This window comes from Rhizobium chutanense (assembly GCF_002531935.1).
GTDB lineage: Bacteria > Pseudomonadota > Alphaproteobacteria > Rhizobiales > Rhizobiaceae > Rhizobium > Rhizobium chutanense.
This window is the reverse complement of the sequence record NZ_NWSV01000054.1, coordinates 1-18103: the sequence shown is the minus strand read 5'-3', so window position 1 is coordinate 18103 and position 18103 is coordinate 1. Positions and strand designations below refer to the sequence as shown.

17 protein-coding genes and 1 pseudogene are annotated in these 18103 nt (G+C 57.7%); 9 read left to right on the top strand and 9 right to left on the bottom strand.

The window, feature by feature from the left end; all coding sequences use genetic code 11:
- Together CO666_RS32720 and CO666_RS32715 are read right to left on the bottom strand one after the other, a co-directional pair.
- A partial coding sequence (locus tag CO666_RS32720; protein ID WP_143540417.1) for a toxin TcdB middle/N-terminal domain-containing protein occupies positions 1 to 2917 on the bottom strand: 2917 nt, incomplete at its 3' end.
- Between the two features lie 315 nt (positions 2918 to 3232).
- Positions 3233 to 3463: pseudogene (locus tag CO666_RS32715) on the bottom strand (ISNCY family transposase); the annotation flags it as partial.
- Between the two features lie 153 nt (positions 3464 to 3616).
- On the opposite strand from CO666_RS32715, the gene CO666_RS32710 reads away from it, so the two are divergent.
- From CO666_RS32710 to CO666_RS32670, 9 genes are read left to right on the top strand one after another with little or no spacing between them, the layout of a single operon-like run.
- Complete coding sequence (locus CO666_RS32710) at positions 3617 to 4618, top strand: PilN domain-containing protein (RefSeq protein WP_097616069.1); 1002 nt, start codon at positions 3617 to 3619, stop codon at positions 4616 to 4618.
- Complete coding sequence (gene gspM / locus CO666_RS32705; protein ID WP_097616066.1) at positions 4615 to 5229, top strand: type II secretion system protein GspM; 615 nt, start codon at positions 4615 to 4617, stop codon at positions 5227 to 5229. The genes CO666_RS32710 and gspM overlap by 4 nt, the downstream gene beginning before the upstream one ends.
- Positions 5226 to 5768, top strand: a complete 543-nt coding sequence (locus CO666_RS32700) for a hypothetical protein (protein ID WP_097616064.1) — start codon at positions 5226 to 5228, stop codon at positions 5766 to 5768. The genes gspM and CO666_RS32700 overlap by 4 nt, the downstream gene beginning before the upstream one ends.
- Positions 5752 to 6642, top strand: a complete 891-nt coding sequence (locus CO666_RS32695) for a hypothetical protein (RefSeq protein WP_143540415.1) — start codon at positions 5752 to 5754, stop codon at positions 6640 to 6642. Before CO666_RS32700 ends, CO666_RS32695 begins: the two co-directional genes overlap by 17 nt.
- On the top strand, positions 6639 to 8255 hold the full coding sequence (locus CO666_RS32690) for a GspE/PulE family protein (protein WP_245436915.1): 1617 nt from the start codon (positions 6639 to 6641) through the stop codon (positions 8253 to 8255). The genes CO666_RS32695 and CO666_RS32690 overlap by 4 nt, the downstream gene beginning before the upstream one ends.
- A gap of 5 nt (positions 8256 to 8260) precedes the next feature.
- On the top strand, positions 8261 to 9466 hold the full coding sequence (locus CO666_RS32685; RefSeq protein WP_097616060.1) for a type II secretion system F family protein: 1206 nt from the start codon (positions 8261 to 8263) through the stop codon (positions 9464 to 9466).
- Positions 9463 to 9933, top strand: coding sequence for a GspH/FimT family pseudopilin (locus CO666_RS32680; RefSeq protein ID WP_143540414.1), 471 nt, complete (start codon positions 9463 to 9465; stop codon positions 9931 to 9933). The genes CO666_RS32685 and CO666_RS32680 overlap by 4 nt, the downstream gene beginning before the upstream one ends.
- A complete protein-coding gene (locus CO666_RS32675) occupies positions 9926 to 10315 on the top strand; it encodes a type II secretion system protein (RefSeq protein WP_097616055.1) in 390 nt (129 codons plus the stop codon). Before CO666_RS32680 ends, CO666_RS32675 begins: the two co-directional genes overlap by 8 nt.
- Positions 10312 to 10944 (top strand): prepilin-type N-terminal cleavage/methylation domain-containing protein, encoded by a 633-nt coding sequence (locus CO666_RS32670; protein WP_097616053.1) that lies wholly within the window; start codon positions 10312 to 10314, stop codon positions 10942 to 10944. Before CO666_RS32675 ends, CO666_RS32670 begins: the two co-directional genes overlap by 4 nt.
- 1 nt (position 10945) lies before the next feature.
- Here CO666_RS32670 and gspG read toward each other — a convergent pair whose 3' ends face one another.
- The 7 genes from gspG to CO666_RS32635 form a co-directional block, all read right to left on the bottom strand.
- Positions 10946 to 11401: a type II secretion system major pseudopilin GspG gene (gene gspG / locus CO666_RS32665; RefSeq protein WP_097616051.1), complete on the bottom strand. Its 456-nt coding sequence runs from the start codon at positions 11399 to 11401 to the stop codon at positions 10946 to 10948.
- Positions 11402 to 11839, bottom strand: coding sequence for a prepilin peptidase (locus CO666_RS32660; RefSeq protein WP_280951845.1), 438 nt, complete (start codon positions 11837 to 11839; stop codon positions 11402 to 11404).
- Between the two features lie 29 nt (positions 11840 to 11868).
- On the bottom strand, positions 11869 to 14010 hold the full coding sequence (gene gspD / locus CO666_RS32655) for a type II secretion system secretin GspD (protein WP_097616048.1): 2142 nt from the start codon (positions 14008 to 14010) through the stop codon (positions 11869 to 11871).
- A gap of 331 nt (positions 14011 to 14341) precedes the next feature.
- On the bottom strand, positions 14342 to 14605 hold the full coding sequence (locus CO666_RS35170; protein ID WP_425352446.1) for a transposase: 264 nt from the start codon (positions 14603 to 14605) through the stop codon (positions 14342 to 14344).
- A 3-nt stretch (positions 14606 to 14608) separates the two neighbouring features.
- Positions 14609 to 14839 carry a hypothetical protein gene (locus CO666_RS32645; protein WP_097616043.1) on the bottom strand — a complete coding sequence of 77 codons (231 nt, stop codon included), beginning with the start codon at positions 14837 to 14839 and terminating at the stop codon, positions 14609 to 14611.
- 133 nt (positions 14840 to 14972) lie between these two features.
- Complete coding sequence (locus tag CO666_RS32640; RefSeq protein ID WP_097616040.1) at positions 14973 to 15407, bottom strand: ankyrin repeat domain-containing protein; 435 nt, start codon at positions 15405 to 15407, stop codon at positions 14973 to 14975.
- Positions 15404 to 18103: RHS repeat-associated core domain-containing protein (locus tag CO666_RS32635; RefSeq protein ID WP_143540412.1), on the bottom strand; the 2700-nt coding region annotated here is incomplete at its 5' end. The genes CO666_RS32635 and CO666_RS32640, both read right to left, overlap by 4 nt.

Genomic DNA, 18103 nt, shown 5'->3' with positions numbered 1-18103 from the left:
TGTAAGCCGACGTGTTCGGCGCATAGGTGACCGTCGTCGTCTTCTCGTCGCCGGTGGTGTTCACATTCTCGGTGCCGACAGCGTCCACCGTGCGGCCGCGATCCTTGAGTTCGGTCACATTGCCGTAAGCATCGAAACTGCGGTCCGTCCGCAGGTACGCCGTCGTGCCGCCTTCCGTCAGCTTCGTCACCGTCGCAGTATTCTTGAACGAATAAGGCTTCGATGTCGTGTTGACAGTATAGGTTTCGCTGATCGTCTTGGATGCCGTATTCGCGCTGTTCCGGATCGTCGTGGTGTCTGGCAATCCGTAACTTGCCAGATCCTGGCGGTACGTCGTCACGACGACAGGACTGGACGTTTCGCCCGAGGCGAGTGGTCTGGTGGCGGTAATGGTGTGATAGCCAAGGAACTTGCGGGCTGTCGTGTTGTAGAGCCCACCGGAATAAGAATAGCTGGTGGCGGCAGAGTTTCCGCGCCCGTCATTGACGGTCACCCTCGTCACCGGGTGCATGACGAAGGGCAGATAGCTGTGCGAATAGCGGGTAGACGGTGTATAGTCGATGGCAATCGTTCCACCTGTCTCAAGGGCAACGGAGCGCATCAGGTTCGGATTCCCCGACCCGGCATTCGAAATGATCGTTGCTGTCTCCGACGACACGAAATCGGGCAGCCCGTCGCCGTTGAAGTCGCCGGACAGGCCAGAGCCGCGGAAGGTGGTGCCATAAGGTTGAAGGCTAACCCCACTTGCGTTCGACCAGACGGAATAGGCACGCATGTCCCGGAAGGGCGTAGTGGTGTTTTTGACGGCTGAGCTGACGAGCTCCATCTTGCCGTCATTGTCCATGTCGCGCAGCATCGGAGCGCCCGGGATTGGCAAGTCGGAGGCAATTTGAACGAAACCGCTCCCGGACGAGATAGAGATAGTAACGTAGTATTTTACGCCATCCGCACGGATGCGAACGAGATCAGTGGCGCCATCGCCATTAATGTCGCCATAGACGCTCGATGAAGGATCGGCCACGCTCTGCCGGCCGTTGCCTCGAAGATCTGCCGGAAAGCCCTTCGCGCTGACCACGCTGTCGATACCGTCGCCTTCCGGGTCCAGGGCCATTAAGGACTTGGTCTTGCCATATGTCTTATCGATAGCACTGGTGAAATTGACTGTGCCGCCGGACTTACTGATGCTCAGACCACTGGTGATGATAACACCGATAGAGCGGGACTTGGTGGTGACGGGACTGCCGCTGTGATCAGTTGTCGTGGTATAGTCAAGGGCGTAGGCAGTATCTTTGGTGACTTTACCCGCGTCGAATCGCCCGGTGTAAGAGACCGCCAGTGTCGGTAGGGCATCCGTCGTTTGGGAGAAGATCTGGACGCTCGAGGTTCCAGAAACGCTGCCAGTGGAGGCAAAGCTCGTAGCGTCCCAGTAGAAGTATGGCTTATATTTTTTGATCGTGCTGTCATACGTGTGGGTCAGCCGCATGCCGAAGATCTCGTCATATCCGTCGGCATTCAGGTCCACGACCTGCTTGTTGTAGAAATACGAGTCCTGGTCATAGGCAGTCTTCGGAAACTGACTGCCGAGCGAGCCGTAGCTCAGGTTAAAATTGTCATAGGCCATCTTCCGAATGACCTTGTGGGTCCCGGCAGTCGGGGTTCCCGTGCTGTCGAGCACCACGTCCTTGCCATAGCGCTCGACCCTTGTCAGTCGCGATGTGTTGGACAACTGTGCCTGATCGTAGGTCATCAGATAGGCGGAGAGGTTCTGGCCGGCTGACTGGACAGCGATCGACTTCAGCCGGCGCCGCGTATAGGAGAGATTATGACCATTACCGGTGATAATGTAGTCGGGGCGGGTTTCATAATTGAAGCGAACGAGCGTGCTGCCGTAGGAGATCGAGGCGACATAACAGACCGGAAGGTCGGGGCAGGTGTAGCCGTAGTTGACAGCGTTACCGTTCGTATCGGTCACCGAGGTCAACAGGAACCGTCCGAGCAGTTGCAGATTGCCGTCGACACTTCCAGCGGAAGGGTTGGTGCCGGCAACGGCCGCCACCGAGCGGAAGGTCGAGACCGTGCCGTCACGATTGGTGATCGTCCAGATCCCGGCAGCGGAGTCATACTTGATGCGGCGATAGCTCTCGATCTCCGTTGCGTGCGTGCCACCTGTGGCACATGAAACCGAGGTGCTCGGTGAGCAGGGGATGAGGGTCTCGCCGTTCAGGAGATAAAAATCGCTGCCGTCGAAGGCCGGGATGCCTTGACCGATGCTGCCGCGCTCGATGACCTCGAGGCCGTTGAGCGCCCAGCCGTAACCGAGCCAGCCCTGGTAGCTGCCGCCGATACGGCTTTTGCGAGCGGAGTCGTAGCCGAGCGCCAGCTTCGGTTCGATCCCGTGGAAGTCGGGCAAATCGATTGCAATCGACTGGGTGAACGAGCCCGATCCGGCAATCTCCGGGAGCGACGCCTTCTCCGGCGCGCTGACCGCCGTCTCGGCGGGGATCGAAGCAACTGCTGCAATGGCCGTGGCACTCAGGCTGTTCGCCTGGCGCGAATCGTCAGCCGCGCCATCGGCGCCGATGATCTCGCCGGTTGCCTCGGTACTGACCTTGCTTGTCGTGGGATTGATCGCGGTCGCGGCGCCGTCGGCCGGCGCCGAGCCAACTTTGCCGAGCGCGGTCCGATCGACGGTCTTGTCGGGTTGCGAAGAAGCGGCCGCAGGAGCGGCCGGCGCCGAAGCGTCGGCGGCTGTCCCGCCGAACCCTGTGCTTCCATTGCCAAGACCAGTGCCGGTGGCTTTGCCGGTATCGGCCGCAACCGCGGTTCCGACAACGGCAGAGCTTATGCCGGACGCAACAAACAACGCAAAGAGAACCGCTGCAGCAGAAGCTGCAACACCCGAACGAAGCTGACGCATGAATCCCCCAGATGAAATCGAGACGTGCTGAAATTTCCACTCTCTAAAGTCGAAAACACTTAGGAATGCAAGTAGCCACGTCAGAAGCCTGAGAAATAATTCTCGACCGTCAACAACTGAGAGGAATTGCCGAGACGGTATCTAATCGTAGCCAAGATTTAAGAAGAAGCGAATGAAACGGACCTGCCACCGGTCTGCGTAGGCGAAGGTTACTGCAATGCTGTCTTGGTGACGCTCGACAGCCGGTTGGCGCCGTCCCAGGTCGGTGTACGGGCACCATCCGAGAGCATGTTGCGTTTGGCATCATCGCACCGATCTGCCGGTAGCATCGTCGATATAGACGAGCAGGGCGCATTTGGCGCCGCGCTTCTCCAACCACCAGTGATGCGCCCCATCGATCTGCACCAGCTCGCCAAAGCAGTCGCGCCGGCCGCGTGGCTGGAAAACCCGCTTCTTACGTTCCCGGCGTGAGATCCAGATACCGGCTTCGGTCATCCATTGCCGCAGCGTGTCCTTGGCAACCGAGATCCGGTGCAGCTCGATCACCATGAAAGCACGATGATTTCTGTTGTATTTGCCGGCCTCCTGAAAGCCTGTGGATAGCGGGCTCCAAATTTCTCAAGTCCCGCCGGATGCATCGGATAACATTATGATGGCAATCCGCATGATTCGCTGATCCATAAGTTGAAAAAGACGGCCATGATTCTCGACAAGATTCTCGATTTCTGGGATTGGTGGTCTGCCGAAGTTCAGCGGATGTTGCCTCATTGGTCTACAGGGGGTGATCATCCTGTCATCCTAATCAGTCGGACGGGGGCCGTTGTCCGGTGGCCCCATGCGCCGCAAGCGGAAACGGTGGCTTTTGATGACCTGGCAAAAGCTCTTGGGCGAACCCAGGTCTGCACGCTATTGTTTGCCGAGGACCGCTACATAAGCCGACAAATCGCCGGCTCAGCGCTTCCCTACAGCAGAGCAAAAGAAATCGCGGAAGCCGATCTCATCGCTCAGACGCCGTTTCGCTCAGAAGAGGTCTATTGGATGCCCGCCGGAGGCAAAGACGGCTCCCCATGCGCATATGCCATTATTAAAAGAACTTTCGCCGACCCGTATGTCTCGGCTTTGGCAGCGGCCCGGATAAAGATCAAGGCAATTTCCCTTGACAAGACTGATGGTGTCGTAGTCCCCATCCCTGGGCGAGCTCTCAGAGAAATCGTGCCGAAAGCCGCGCGGACTTTGCCCCGGTCTTATATCGTCGCGACCGTTTTCTCCATCTTGGTTCTGGCGATCGGCATCACCCTCGGTCACGCATTTTTTCGATACGATAGCGCACTATCCGCTCTTGATGGTGACATTGCCTTGAAAAGACAGCGAGCCGTCTCGGTACGAGCAGCCCTCAACGAGCGCGCAAAAAGAGCTTCAGCTCTTGAAATCGCGCGCCGTCGCAAGGACGAGGCGATACCTGTCATGGCGGTCTGGGAAGAGATAAGCCGTCGGCTCCCTGACAGCACCTGGCTGACCGACCTCTCGCTCGATCGTGGAACGTTGATGGTCTCGGGTTTCGCCCAATCGGCTGCCGGGCTGATCGCACCGCTGGAAGAATCGCTCTTATTCAGCGAACCGAGCTTTACCTCGCCAATCTTCCGGGTACCTGGCCAAAGTGGCGAGCATTTTGAGATGCGCCTGAAGGTTGGGCAGGAATGACCGAGATACTGATCGGGCTCATGAACGCCCCCCGGCGGATCCAACGAGGGGTCGCCCTAAGCATACTCGGCCTTGGAGTCCTCTGTGCTATCTGGCTTGCGATGCTGGCGATTGGTCATCTTGGCGAGCAGGCGAACGAAATCGATGAAAAACGCTTTGAACTCGGCCGACTGAACGCAGTGCTGGAGCAAAATCTGGCGGATACCGGCGCAGCACCGGCGACTGCGCCTGCGGTGACAGGTGTCTATCTCGACGGGGAGACGATGCCCGTGACAAGGGCGCGGCTGCAGGAGCGCATCAACGCCATAGCTGCAGAGGCCGGAGCCGTTGTGGTGTCAATCAACAGCATTCCAGATTCCGCTCCGGATGCCGTTCCATTGATTGGTGCCGCGGTTGATATCCAAGGCAGCCTCAGGGCCATTCATGATGTTATCTTTCAGATGGAGGCATCGCAGCCCCCTCTCTTGGTCCGAAAGGCGTTGATCCGGATGACAACCCCTATCCAGGAAGGACAACTTCAGGCGCCGCTTCAGTTGGCAACATCGATCGAGATCTACGGTTCAGCCGATCCGGCACTGATCGCCCCAACAAAAGCGGCGGAGCTTCGATGACATCTCCGCATATCAACTCTCCTCTGGTCGGCTATTCAAGCATCGCTGCCGCCCTTGCTATGCTCGGGCTCGTCAATCTTGCCCTGGCGCGAAACCCCGTCGACATATCGCCAATGGAAATTGCGAAAGGAACGGGGAAACCCGCCTCTGCGGAAAGAATGTCCGGCGTCAAGCCGACAGATATTGGTCTCGATCGGCAGTATATGCTGTCCCGTCCGATTTTCAGTCCCACGCGTCGCGAATTCGAACCTGTTGCTGCGCCCATCGCGCCGCAACCAGAACCCATCGCGCCACCGCCCCCTGTCGCAATTTCGATCCCGGCTTTTCATCTGGCAGGAATTCGGAAGATTGGCGCCGACGTATCGGCCCTATTGTCGGTCGGGACGGAAGACCCGCCGCATTGGCTGCCGATCGGCGGCATGATCGAGGGATGGACACTGGAGCGTGTCGATACTCACAGCGTCGCGCTCAGTTCGGGGGATCAAGTGACCGTCGTCGATCTCTACCCGCCGGAAAATCCAAATGTCCCACAAAACTAGGATGCCGAAAGGGAATTGTTATGGCGATGATGGCTTTGCGCTCCTTGCCGTCCTCGCCTTTCTGCTGCTCTTTGCAGCATTGCTGCTGCCGTTTTCGTCTGCTGCCCGGCTGGCGGCTCTGACATCCAGCCATGATTTCGAACATGCCCGGCTCTCGTATGCCGCAGAAGCCGTCAATGCCTATTTGGCTGATAAGTTGGCATCCGACACCTCCTGGAAAGGTTCGATCAAGAGGGACGCCGGCGCAGATGGAATGTCCTGTCGGATAAAGGATCTCACCTTGGCGTTTCGCATGGTCAATCATGCCGGCTTGATTGACCTCAACGTCGCCACGACGACGACCATTGCTGCGGGATTGGCAGCTTTAGGGCTGGATGATCGACAAGCTGGCGCTGTCGCCAATTCCATCGTTGCATTTCGTTCGCCGCAACGCGACACGGCACTCCCGATCGGTCCCGAAGCGGATTTCGGATTGAAGCATGCGCCATTCGAAGATGTGGTCGAGTTGTTCGATTTTACCGAGATGAGACGGTTCACACCTGAGCAGCTCGGCGAGATATTCACGGTCGACAGCCACAGCGCCTTCATCGATCGCGACCTTGCGTCCAAGCCGCTGCAGTCCATCCTGGCAAAGCTCGACGGCGCTGTACATGACGGTTCAAACGCATTTCCTACCTATACGTTGACGACAAGAATCAGCAGGCGCGGCGACACTGCGATCGATGCCGGAATATTCACGGTCTCTAAGGACCGACAAACGGGCCGCCACTCGTCGGCGCTGGCGATCTCGACGACTGCGAAAGCCGCACTCCCCAGTTGCAACCTTGTCCTCGGTACAGACATAACCACCTGGTTCGAGGAGGCTTTCGGATGATGGATTCAATCGAGCCCGTCGACCGCTTCCTTGCCCATCTTAACGCCGGCGGCATGGCAACGTCCGAGGCGGTGCAGCGAATAAAATCCGCACGGCGGCAGACTGGTCAGCCATTGGATATGGTGATCCGGGAACTCGGAATTCTTCCCGAACTTACAATTGCGATGGAGATGGCGCGGTTCCTCGATCTGGATGTCATCGCGGACTGTGATACCCGTGACGGAATGGAATGGCTGGAAAAGCTGGGCTGGGACTACGCAACTGAGAAGGCGATCTTTCCGTTGGGGAAGAAGGATGCTCATCTCCACATCGCGATTGCCGATCCGTTCGATCGTGAAACGATCGAAGCCGTTTCGTATTTCTTCGACCTGCCGGTTCAAGCCAGCGTCTCACCCAGAAGCGTCATCGAAGAGCAAATCGGCCGCTTTCGACAGGAGTCTGCTTCACCTGGCGAAGAGACGATCTTGGAAGAGAACGCCTCCGATGTCGACCTGGAGCGTCTCCTTGACGTCGCGCGCGATGCGCCGGTCGTAAAATTCGTATCAAAGATCGTCCAGCGGGCGATCGACGACAAGGCAACGGACATTCACCTGGAGCCACAGGTCGACACCATGCGTGTCCGGCTTCGCCGGGACGGCCTTCTGCTCGAAACGGAGATCGTGCCAAAATCACTCCACACCGGCGTCATAAGCCGCCTGAAGATCCTTGCGCGGCTCAACATTGCCGAACGCCGGTTGCCGCAAGATGGGAGATTGCGGCTCGCCGTAAGGGGCCAGGAGGTCGATTTCCGCCTTTCGGTGGTGCCCTCGGTGCAAGGAGAGACGGCGGCGTTGCGCATTCTGGACCGCGAGAACATCAGGCTGGATCTTCAGGCACTGGGCTATGACGCCGCAGCGGCCACCAGAGTCGACAATCTGACGCGGCGCTCCAACGGCCTGATCCTGGTGACGGGACCCACGGGGTCTGGGAAGACAACAACCCTCTATTCGATTCTTGCCCGACTCAATCGGCCAACCGTCAAGATCTTCACGGTGGAGGATCCCGTCGAATACCGTATCGGTGGCATCACCCAGTTACAAATCGATCCGGCGATCGGCCTGTCGTTTGCCACGGCACTCCGCTCGGTGCTGCGACAGGATCCTGATATCGTCCTAGTCGGAGAGATTCGAGATCGAGAAACGGCGGAGATTGCGATCCAGGCGGCTCTGACTGGACGCCTTGTCCTTTCGACACTGCATACGAACAGCGCCACCGGCGCGTTCAACCGTCTTCGCGACATGGGAGTCGAACCCTTCCTCCTGGCGGCGACCATCAGAGGTGTGATCGGGCAGCGGCTTCTTCGCCAGTGCTGCGCAGCGTGCCGGGATCTCCCGACCAAAATCGGCTGCACGGCTTGTGAGGGAACCGGCTTCAAGGGGCGCACAGCAAGTTTCGAGATCCTCGAAGTTTCCGATCGATTCCGCGAGGCCATGCGGGCGACCAGCGCTGAAGAGGATCTCGAAGCGGTGGCGATCGAAAATGGCATGGTCCCGTTGCGGCAGCATGGACAGGCACTCGCGGCGAGTGGATTGACAACAATGGATGAGGTCTTGCGTGTCATCGATGCGGACTAATTCAAATGGCTAAATTCGAATATTCGCTATTTGCCGCGGACGGTCGAAAACGAACGGGTACGGTCGAGGCTACGGACCTTCCCGATGCACGCCGTAAGCTTCGATCTCCCGGCATCACGGTTTCCGATGTTCGACCGTTTGGGACCGTGCGCTCTCGAGCTCTGCGGATGCCGAAAATCGGGCAACGTTTTGACCACGTCAGGTTCATCGGCAATCTGGCAGTGCTGGTGACGGCCGGTCTCACATTGGACCAGTCATTGCGTGCGCTGCGTGCTTCCGCAAGCAATCAAATCGAGCGGGATCGCCTGGATGCAATGCTTGAGCGGTTGTCCGCGGGCGCTGCGGCTTCATCGACATTTGCGCTGATCGATGGATTGCCCGACGACATCCTCGCTTTGATCGCGAGCGGGGAAAAAACGGCACGTCTCGCCGACGTTCTGTCGGTAATTGCTTCCGATCTGGAGCGCCGGAAGGCTCATCGCAAACAGCTCCTGGACGCGCTGCTCTATCCAGCGTTTCTGCTGCTGATGATGCTGCTTGCTGTCGGCGTCGTGACCTTCGTCCTGGTGCCGGCTCTCGAACCTATCTTTCAGAGTTCGGACCGGGAAACACCTTTTCTGATCGCATTCCTGTCCATGGCCGGCCAGCTTCTCTCAGATCCGCTGTTCGCGCTCGTCGGGGGCGCGTCCTTCCTTCTCGCCGTGGTGACCTACGCTTTGAAGGCGCAAGCGTTCTCGCGATGGGGCACAGCCATCCTCATCAAGATGCCCGTCTTCGGGCCGCTGATCATCAAGATCGCCCTGGCACGTTATCTGCAGACACTTTCGCTGCTGCTCGATAACGCCGTCGCGATGCCGGAGGCCCTGGCGCTGGCGGCAAAAGCGTGCACGGTCTCGATCTATCGTCCCAGACTGTCCGCGATGCGCGAAGCGGTCATTTCGGGAAGACGTCTTGCCGAGGCTTTTTCGGAAAGCCGGCTGTTTCCCGAAAGCATTGTGTCCCTGACCGCCGTTGGCGACGAGGTAAACAAGCTCGCGGCGGTGCTGGCCAACGGCTCCAATATCATGAGGGTCGAAGCCCAGAGAACGCTCGATCGTCTTCTCTCGCTTCTCACTCCCACGATCACGATCCTGCTCGGGCTGCTCGTTGGCGGGCTGGTCATCTCCGTCATGACCGCGCTTCTCAGCGTGAACGAATTGGGCGCGCAATGATCGCCCGAACGTCCGATCGTCACGTTACCAGTGCCGGCTTCAGTCTGCTGGAAATGCTGGTCATGTTGGCGATACTGGGTGCGCTCTTTGCCGTCGCGTTGCCGCAGTTTCGCCCTTCCAATTCGGTGACGACGCGCAATTTAGCATCCCGGATCGCCGAGGACGCGCGTTTTGCCCGGCTGGTCGCCATCAAGAAGGGGGCGCAGACGATCCTGTCAATTGATACGACCGAGCGGATTATACGCTCCGACACCGGGCGCGAAGATATCGCAATTCCCGCATCGGTTTCACTGAGCGCGACTGTCGGCAGGACTTCCGATACGACGGTTTCCAGAGGCGACATCCGATTCTTCGCCGACGGAAGTTCGTCGGGTGGGGAAATCACACTCAATCGCGATAGCGGAAAGCAAATCAGCATCAAGATCAACTGGCTGACGGGCTCGACCAGAGTGGTTCTCGATGAGTGACCACCCGCAAACGGACGATGCCGGCTTTACCCTTCTGGAGATGATCGTCGCCTTCCTCATCCTGTCGATCTCGATGGCAATTGCCTCCCAGACATTGGCGATCGCCGTCCGAAGCTATCGGCTTGCGAGCGACCGGCAGGACCTGTTGACCCTCATGCAGACTTTGCGGGCAGACACCCTCCCCAAGCTCGCGGTATCCGACCGGACGCAGCAGGAAGGAGAGGCGGGAGTATTTCGCTGGAGAATTCGTATGCTTGCGCCGCACCCGGGCCGATCCGAACCAGGACAACCATCCTTTGCAATTATCTCGGCCGGCAAAAAAAGCGAGACATTCCGCCAGAGTTTTCTCGTGACGGTGCCGGCCAGGATCGAACCGCAATGAGATCCATGCATCAGCTTTCGAGGCAAAGTGAAGACGGTTTTACTCTGGTCGAAATGCTGGTGACGCTGGCGCTGCTTGCCGCACTGAGTACAGTGCTTCTCGGTGCTGTAGCGCAATTCCGGCCGCTCAGAACCTTGGCGCAAAGTGCAGATGGCCAAATAGAATTGACCGCGGCGGCTTCCTTTCTGCAGGCAACGATTGCGGATGCTCGAAGTGTTTACCTGATCGACGCCGGCTCCCAAAAGAGGTTCGTATTCGAGGGGTCAGATCACTCCCTCCACTTCCCGGCAGTGCTGAGAGTGGGAAGCGACCAGATTGCTCTCCGAGATATATCGATCGACCGGGTGGAGACCGGTGGATCGGTCTCTATCGCACTGCGGAATACTCCACGCCGCCTCGCATCCACGGCGCCGGCATCGGAGATTTTTCCGGTCATCGAGGATATTGTTGACGTCAACTTCGAGTTCCTGGACGGTACAAATCCGGCAAGCCCCGAACCTCAGCTATGGCTACCCCAATGGAGCCATCCGGAGCGGCTGCCTTATGCCGTTAAGATAACCCTGAGGGCAAAACGCGGCCTTGCAAGCCTTACCGCCAGCAGAATAGCGCTCCTGCAGGCCGACAGATAGCTTATTCGCTGGAAAGATCGGCATCCTGGCCGTCTCCCCCGACCTTGCGGTCTCGGCCGAGTGAGATGATCTGATACGGCTTCTCGTCCGCTGGACTTTTATATTCGTAGGCCGTGCCCCAGGCATCCAGGAAAGTGCCTGACTTCTTGAGATAGGGTCCGTTCCAGGCACTTCCATCTGCCGGTGCGCGCGCAAGAGCCTCAAGTCCCTCCTCGGTCGAGGGATAATGGCCGACGTCGATATAATAAAGTTCGAGTGCGTTCTCGATATTCTTGATCTGGGCTTTCGTCGTATCGACCTTGGCGGATCCAAGATATTTCAACACCTGCGGTGCGACCAGTGCGGCGATCAGGCCGATGATGGCAAGCACGACCAGCAGCTCGACAAGGGTAAAACCTTCGGTCGCCTCGGTTCCCAGGCGGGCCTCGTCGTCATTGCGCGAAACGTGTTTCGTCATTTATCCAATCGCCTGACCGTAAAAGATGTTGAAATTCCATGTTGCAAACAATGCGAACGCCAGAAACGGCCCAAAGGGAACCCGAAGCGACATGATATCGGCCGATCGCCTGGCGGCGACGCAAAAATAGAGCAACGCGACGGCCGAAGCGACGAACATGAAAACGGGGAAAATCCAGGGATCCAGCCAGACCGCCGCGGCGCCTGCCAGTTTGACATCACCCAACCCGAGGCCGACAACGCCTCTGACACGCCAATGAACGTATCTGAGCCCCCAGAACAGTAACAACACAAGCGCTCCGAACAGCAGTGCCGCCAACAGTGTCAGGTATCCAAATTGCAGCCTGAAGACGATCCCGACGACGACAACGATGATGTTGAGCCAGTCGGGGATCACCAGCCGTCGGAAATCGATGTAGCCGATGGCGAGCATGCACATGGCAAGAATGATGGCGAACGGGATGAGCATCAGTACGCCAGCCGTTTAAGATCCTGCTCGACGGCATTTTTTCCACCGCGCCTTTTTTGAATGTCCGACCGGAAATCCAGTTGCTTTCGGAACTCGTTGGTCACGTCGCGCGCTTCGCTCACATCACGAACAATGCGCGGTTTTATGAAAATCAGCAGTTCGGTTTTCTTGATAGTATCCGTCTTGTTCTTGAAGGCGTTCCCGAGCAGCGGAATGTCGCCGAGAAGCGGCACCTGGCTGCGGGCCACACTGTTGCGCTGCTGAATGAGGCCACCGAGCGCGAGGCTCTCGTTGTCGTTGACCACCACACGGGTGGAAACCTTGCGCTGTTGGATGGTCGGTGAATCAATGCCCGATGAGGTGGTCTTGACGACGTCACTCACCTCCTGCTGGATATCGAGCATGACGCGGCCGGAGCTGTTCACCCGCGGGATCACCGACAGAATAATGCCGGTATCCTTGAGCTCAATCGAGTTGATAACAGGCGAATTCCCGTTCACGCTGGCAGCTTGCTGGGTCACGATCGGAACCTGGTCACCAACCTGTAAAGTCGCCTTTTGATTGTTCAGGGCCATGAGGGTGGGCGCCGACACCACATTGACATCGGTAATGCTCGAAAGCGCATTCAGCGTCACGCGGATGTCGTTCGTCGCGTAGCTCCATCCGAAACCGGGAAAAGCGATGTTGGCGGCGCCGGTTGCGAGATCGGAAAACGCGCCGCCGGTATTGCCGTTCTCGAAATACCAGCGCAGGCCGAACTTCAACTCATTGTTCAAAGTGACTTCGGCAATGACGGCTTCAAGCAGCACTTGCGTCGGAACGACGTCGAGCTGACGCAGCAGCTGTTGAATATGCTCATATTCCCGGGCGGTGGTTGAAATCAGCAGCGCGTTGTTTTCGACGTCGGCGACGATCGACGTTTTGACCTTGGCGGGCTCCGCGCTGTAGCCTGCGGGCTGCCCAGATGCGTCAGTCTCCGACGCTTCCGGTGGCTGTGGTTGCTCTTCCGACGTGGACAAGTTTGCCTGCTGCAGATTGGGCGCGACGGCATTCGATGCCTGACCGCCCGCATCCACGGTCGATTGCCCGCTGACGACGGCCTGCAACACCTGCGCCAGCTCTTTCGCAGGCCGATTCTGAATGTCGTAGACGAAAAGCTGCTCTTCGTTCGTGCTCGCAAGCCGGTCGAGCTTCTCGATCCAGCTGGATGCGCGCTTCAAATAGGCCGGCCGCGACGTGATCACCAGGACCGAGTTCAAGCGCTCGTTCGGTACGAAACGAATGATCTTGCCGCCTCCACTGTCATTGGCGAAGATCGTGTCGAGTTCCTTTGCGACGGCTGACGGCTGAGACGCCGTCAGCGGGTGAAGGGCAACCGACATGCCCTCCATCCAATCGACGTCGAAAACATTGATTGCGTCCCGCATCGCCGAAAGATCGTTGTTCGTCCCCGCAAGCATGATCAGGTTGCGTGTCTGATCAACGCGAAGCACCGAACCCTGGCGACTGATCGGCTCGAGGATTCCTTTCATCTCGTCGGCCGACACATATTTGAGCTCGACCACCTGAACCTTGATACCCGGCCCCTTCGGAGAGGCGGAGGGAACGCTGACCTGAGGTGTGGATGAAAAAGCCTCGGATGAAGGAACGATCTGATAGCTGTCGTTCCGTTTGACGACCACAGCTCCATTGACCGACAGCGCCGCCTCGAAAATATCGAGCAACGCCTCGCGTGAGACGGGGTTCGTCGTCTGCAGCGTCACCGCTCCCGAAACACGTGGATCCACAACGTAGTTCAGACCAAGCGTGTCCCCCAACACACTTTTGGCCGCGGCAGCAACCGATGCCCCAACAAGATTGAGACTGTAGCCGTCCCCGCCTTTGGCAAGCTGCCCGACAGAGACTGGCGGAGCACCATAGGACACGAAAGTCCCGCTGCCTTGATGGATAGCACCGTTGAAGCTTTGGTCCGATGGAGATCCGCCGATCACGCGCGAGGAATAACGAGAGGCCGGAAGAGGTTTGCCGGTGGAATCCAGCTCATTCAGTTTTACCGCCAGCACGTCCTCAACCGAATCCGTGGAACTACAGGCGGCGAGTAGCAGCAAGCCGAATATACAAACAGGCACCACAAATTTCATGAAAAAGACTCACGTGCTTCTATTGAAGAGACATTAAGCACGAGATGATCCGCCTGCATCTGGATGCCGTCCCAAATGCTACCGGTTTCCACAATTTTTAGTCGATATTTCATCAAATATGCTTAGATGAGTGGGTAATTCTTCCACGGGAAGCCCGCGCCGCAGAGATAGCGTTCGGAGCGAAGTGTCCCGTTCTCGCCACCTGCCGGTTCGACCGCGACCGAAGCTCAAGATTGGCGCACCAGCCCGCCATTCTGACGTTGCGCTATCCGCAATCCGTGCCGTCCTTTACCGAGTATGATTACGATTCCGAGGACATCCCGGTTTGCATTTAGGTTGACCCATATCCTGAGTTTCGGATGTAGTTTTCGCACTCGCTGGGTTGGATTGTCTCGATTGCCTGGGCCAAGGCGTTGTGGACGGCCTCTTCGGATCGGGCCATGGCAGTGCGTATGGCCTGTTTGATCTTGGAGAAGAGTTGCTCGATGGGATTGAGGTCGGGGCTGTAGGGAGGCAGGAAGATGAGCCTGGCTCCTGTCTTTCGGATAGCCCGACGCACAGCCTGGCCTTTGTGGCTGCCGTTCGGCGGGCAAATGATTCACTGGATCATTTGCTTTTCCGCTTCGCTGTCGAGGACGACGATGTCGCCCGGCGACAGGTTTTTGGCGAGTTCCTTCTCGACATAAGTCAGGAAAGCATTGGCGTTGATCGGCCCGTTGAGGACCCACGGCGCATCGACCCGGTCGCGTCTGGCGCAAATCCATCGAACTAACCTCCGTGACCTGCCCAATACAATCTGATTTGCGCCAAAAACGGAATCCCGATTCAAGGAATTCGCAACTCGGTCTAGGGCGACGAAAGCACAACCCGCTCCCGCCGAGACCGCCAAAGCCGAAAACGACGAGGATCGTTTTAACCCGCTTCCCGCTCCTTTTGCCCGCAGGCGGCCCTGCAATTTGGGACTATTTAATTGCTAAAATTTCATGCCAGAATTTTGATACTCTGAAGAATTCGAATTTCTTTAAATATTCAATCTGGCCCGCGTCAGCTATGACGCGCGCGTCTTTCTTTAACAAAATCTTGGCACACTCTTCGCAATCAAAAAGGACAGCATAGTACAAGGGGCTAGCGCCCGCATCGGTGAGATTTGGATTGGCATTATAGCTCAATAATAGATCGAGAATATTGACATTCTTGCTTTTTACAGCGGCCACTAAGGGAACATCGCCGTCGGAACTTCGACAATTTGGGTCGCCGCCAGCAACTAAATACTGTCTTATAGTGGGGATATCACTTTGACCTATGCTGTCAAAGAGCGCCCCCGCATTCTGGCAATTGGCCGAGGAGAAAATTCCAGACATCACCAAAAGCATAATTCCGCTGAGACCGCCCATCATTCCTGATATCCAATTGCTTTTAAAACTTGATCCGGCGTGAGGCTATTCCGGGGCACCTGAAGAGTCCTATAATTGAAATTGCCAAGCTCTTCTTTCAATAGGCTGGGCGTCAACAGGCCACGAGAAGATGTCCATCGCGATAATGTAGGAATTCCTGCAGCTTCGAGCGCTACCGCGCAACGATTTGAGCAATTGTCCCTGAAAACTCCCAATGGTCTCTGCGCAGAGTTCAGTAGGCTGTCTACGACTTTTCTGTCTTGTTCTGGAGTTGTCTTAATCGATACTATCGTCTCATCCCTGGCCGGAATTTGACCTAATAGATAGCTCGAAAGTGAGGACGAAAGAGGAGTGGCTGTTCCAAACGAAAACACTCCATATTTATCGACTGCGATAGCAGCATGACCCACGGATTTCCAACTATCTACCCGTCTATTCCCGATAATAACATGAACATCGGCTGTCTCAATATTTCCCTTGCTGCTTCTTTCATTGCTAAGCCCCCCCTTATCGTTCGCGCCACCAATTAAGGCATCTCTCAACTTGCTGCTCGTATCGGAATATCCGCTTCTCTGCCCCCAATTATTGGAGGATTGGTCAATTGAATGCCCATTCGGGTCTGAGCTGTTAACGGGATCATTCCCGGCATAGGCATATCGGTTCGTCCCAACGCCTTCCTTGATCGGATCCCAATCATCTGGCGAGATGAACCGCCCGAACGCCGGATCATAGTATCTGGCATTGAGATACATCAGCCCGGTTTCGGGATCGAAGCGTTCGCCGATATAGCCCTTCTTGGTCTGCATCGTGGTGTTGGTGGCTTCGCCATAGGCGGCATAGCCGGTCTGCTCGACGCGAGTGCCGCTTTCGTTGGTCACCTGCCGCACCGAGGCCAGATGATCACGATGCAGGAAGAACTTATCCTGCGTCGTGCTGCCTGAGGTGACGACGATCTTGGCGTCGGGGTGCGGATAGAGGGTGTAGATGTCGGTGCCCGGCGTCGTCCGGTCGATCTCGACATTGGCGTCGGGATAGAGTGTCGTGCCGAAAGCCCAGCTCTTCTTCACCCGGGCGCCGTCCGGTCCATAGGCAAGTGTCACCGTGGCGCCGTTCTGGGTGACCGTCGACAGCCGGTTGGAGGCATCCCAGGTCAGCGTGCGGGTGCCGTCCGAGACCATGTTGCCGTTGGCATCATAGCCGATCGTCTTGGCGCCGATCTGCGTTGTCGCATGCGGGCGGACTGCTGTCGCCGCCGGATAGGTGTAGGTGCCGACCCGTGTGCGTGAGAGGAGATTGTGATTGGTGTCGTAGCTGTAGGTCTCGTCGAGGGTGTTGTCACCGCCATTGTCGGCGCCGGTCAGACGAGAGAGATCGTCATAGGTGTAGGTCCAGTTGTCGTTGGCCGTCAGCCCGGTGATGGTCTTGATCCGGCCGAGCTTGTCGCGGCTGTACTGATTGTCCATCAGCACCGTCGTGCCCTTGGCCGTCGTCACCCGCTCCAGCCAGCGCCTTGTCGGCGAATAGCTGAAGCTGGTCGTCACACCATTGATGTAGGTGATCAACTTCGTCTGGCCGTCGGCCTCGTAGCTGGTGGAATCGATCAGCCCGGGGATCCTGGAAAGCAGATCGGCGTCGTTGTAGAGCCAGGGCAAGGTCGTATCGCCGACGGCGGCGGAAGCAGGCTGATAGCTGATTGCCGTGGTCTTGCCGGTTGGTCCATGTTCGACCGTCGTCGTGCTCGTCACGCCGTCGATGACCGTGCGGGTGATACTCTTGTCGCCGGCGCCGTTATAGAAGCGGCTATAGGTGACCGTCGCATTGTCATTCGCCGCCGTGGTCAGCATGCCGGCATTGTGCGACTGGCCGGTGGCGGCCGGTTCGTCATAGCTGTTCTCAGCCAGCAGCGTTGCCACCGTCACACCCGGCTCCGTCACCTCCTTGCGGAGCACCCGGCCCATCTGGTCGTAGGCCATCGTCGTCACCGCACCGCGGGCATCCGTCTGGCGGATCAGCCGGCTGGCATCGTCATAGGCATAGGACCAGTTGCCGAGATCCGGGTCGCTTGCCGTCAGCCGGTTGCCGAGCAGATCGTAGGTATAGGTCCATTGCGCGCCCTTCGGATCGCGGACCCCCAGCAGACGGCCGAGGGGATCATAGCTGCGGTTTTCCGTGACCCAATTCGTGCCGAGCTGCGACTGCAGGGCAATGACATTGCCGTCCGCGTCGGCATAGCTGCGATGCGGATGGTTTTCCTCGTCGGTCATCACAGTCAGAGACACCGGCAGCCTGGTGACGTCGGTGACGAGAGCCGACTGCGCCGCGTATTGGTAGAGCTTCTGGCTGCTGTCGGGATTGACCGTCTTGACCACCCGGTCCTGCCAGTCATAGCTGTTGGTCGTCCATTGCGCGGCATCGGTGGCGAAACGGACAAGGGAGGTCTGCTTCACGTTTCCACGGGCATCATAGACCGTGTCGGTGATGCGAGCCGGGTCGGTGGCAGAGGCTCCGGGTGTTTCCACCCGCCAAGGCCGTCCGAGACCGTCATAATAGGTGCGGCTGAAGACTTCGCCCGATCCGTTGGTCCTGGGCGACGTGGTCACCACCGCCTGCGTCGTCGGGCTGCCCTCGTTCTCGTAGCGGGTGTTGACGTAATTGCCCGATCCCGCATTCACATAGCCATAGGGCCGGCAATAGGCGTC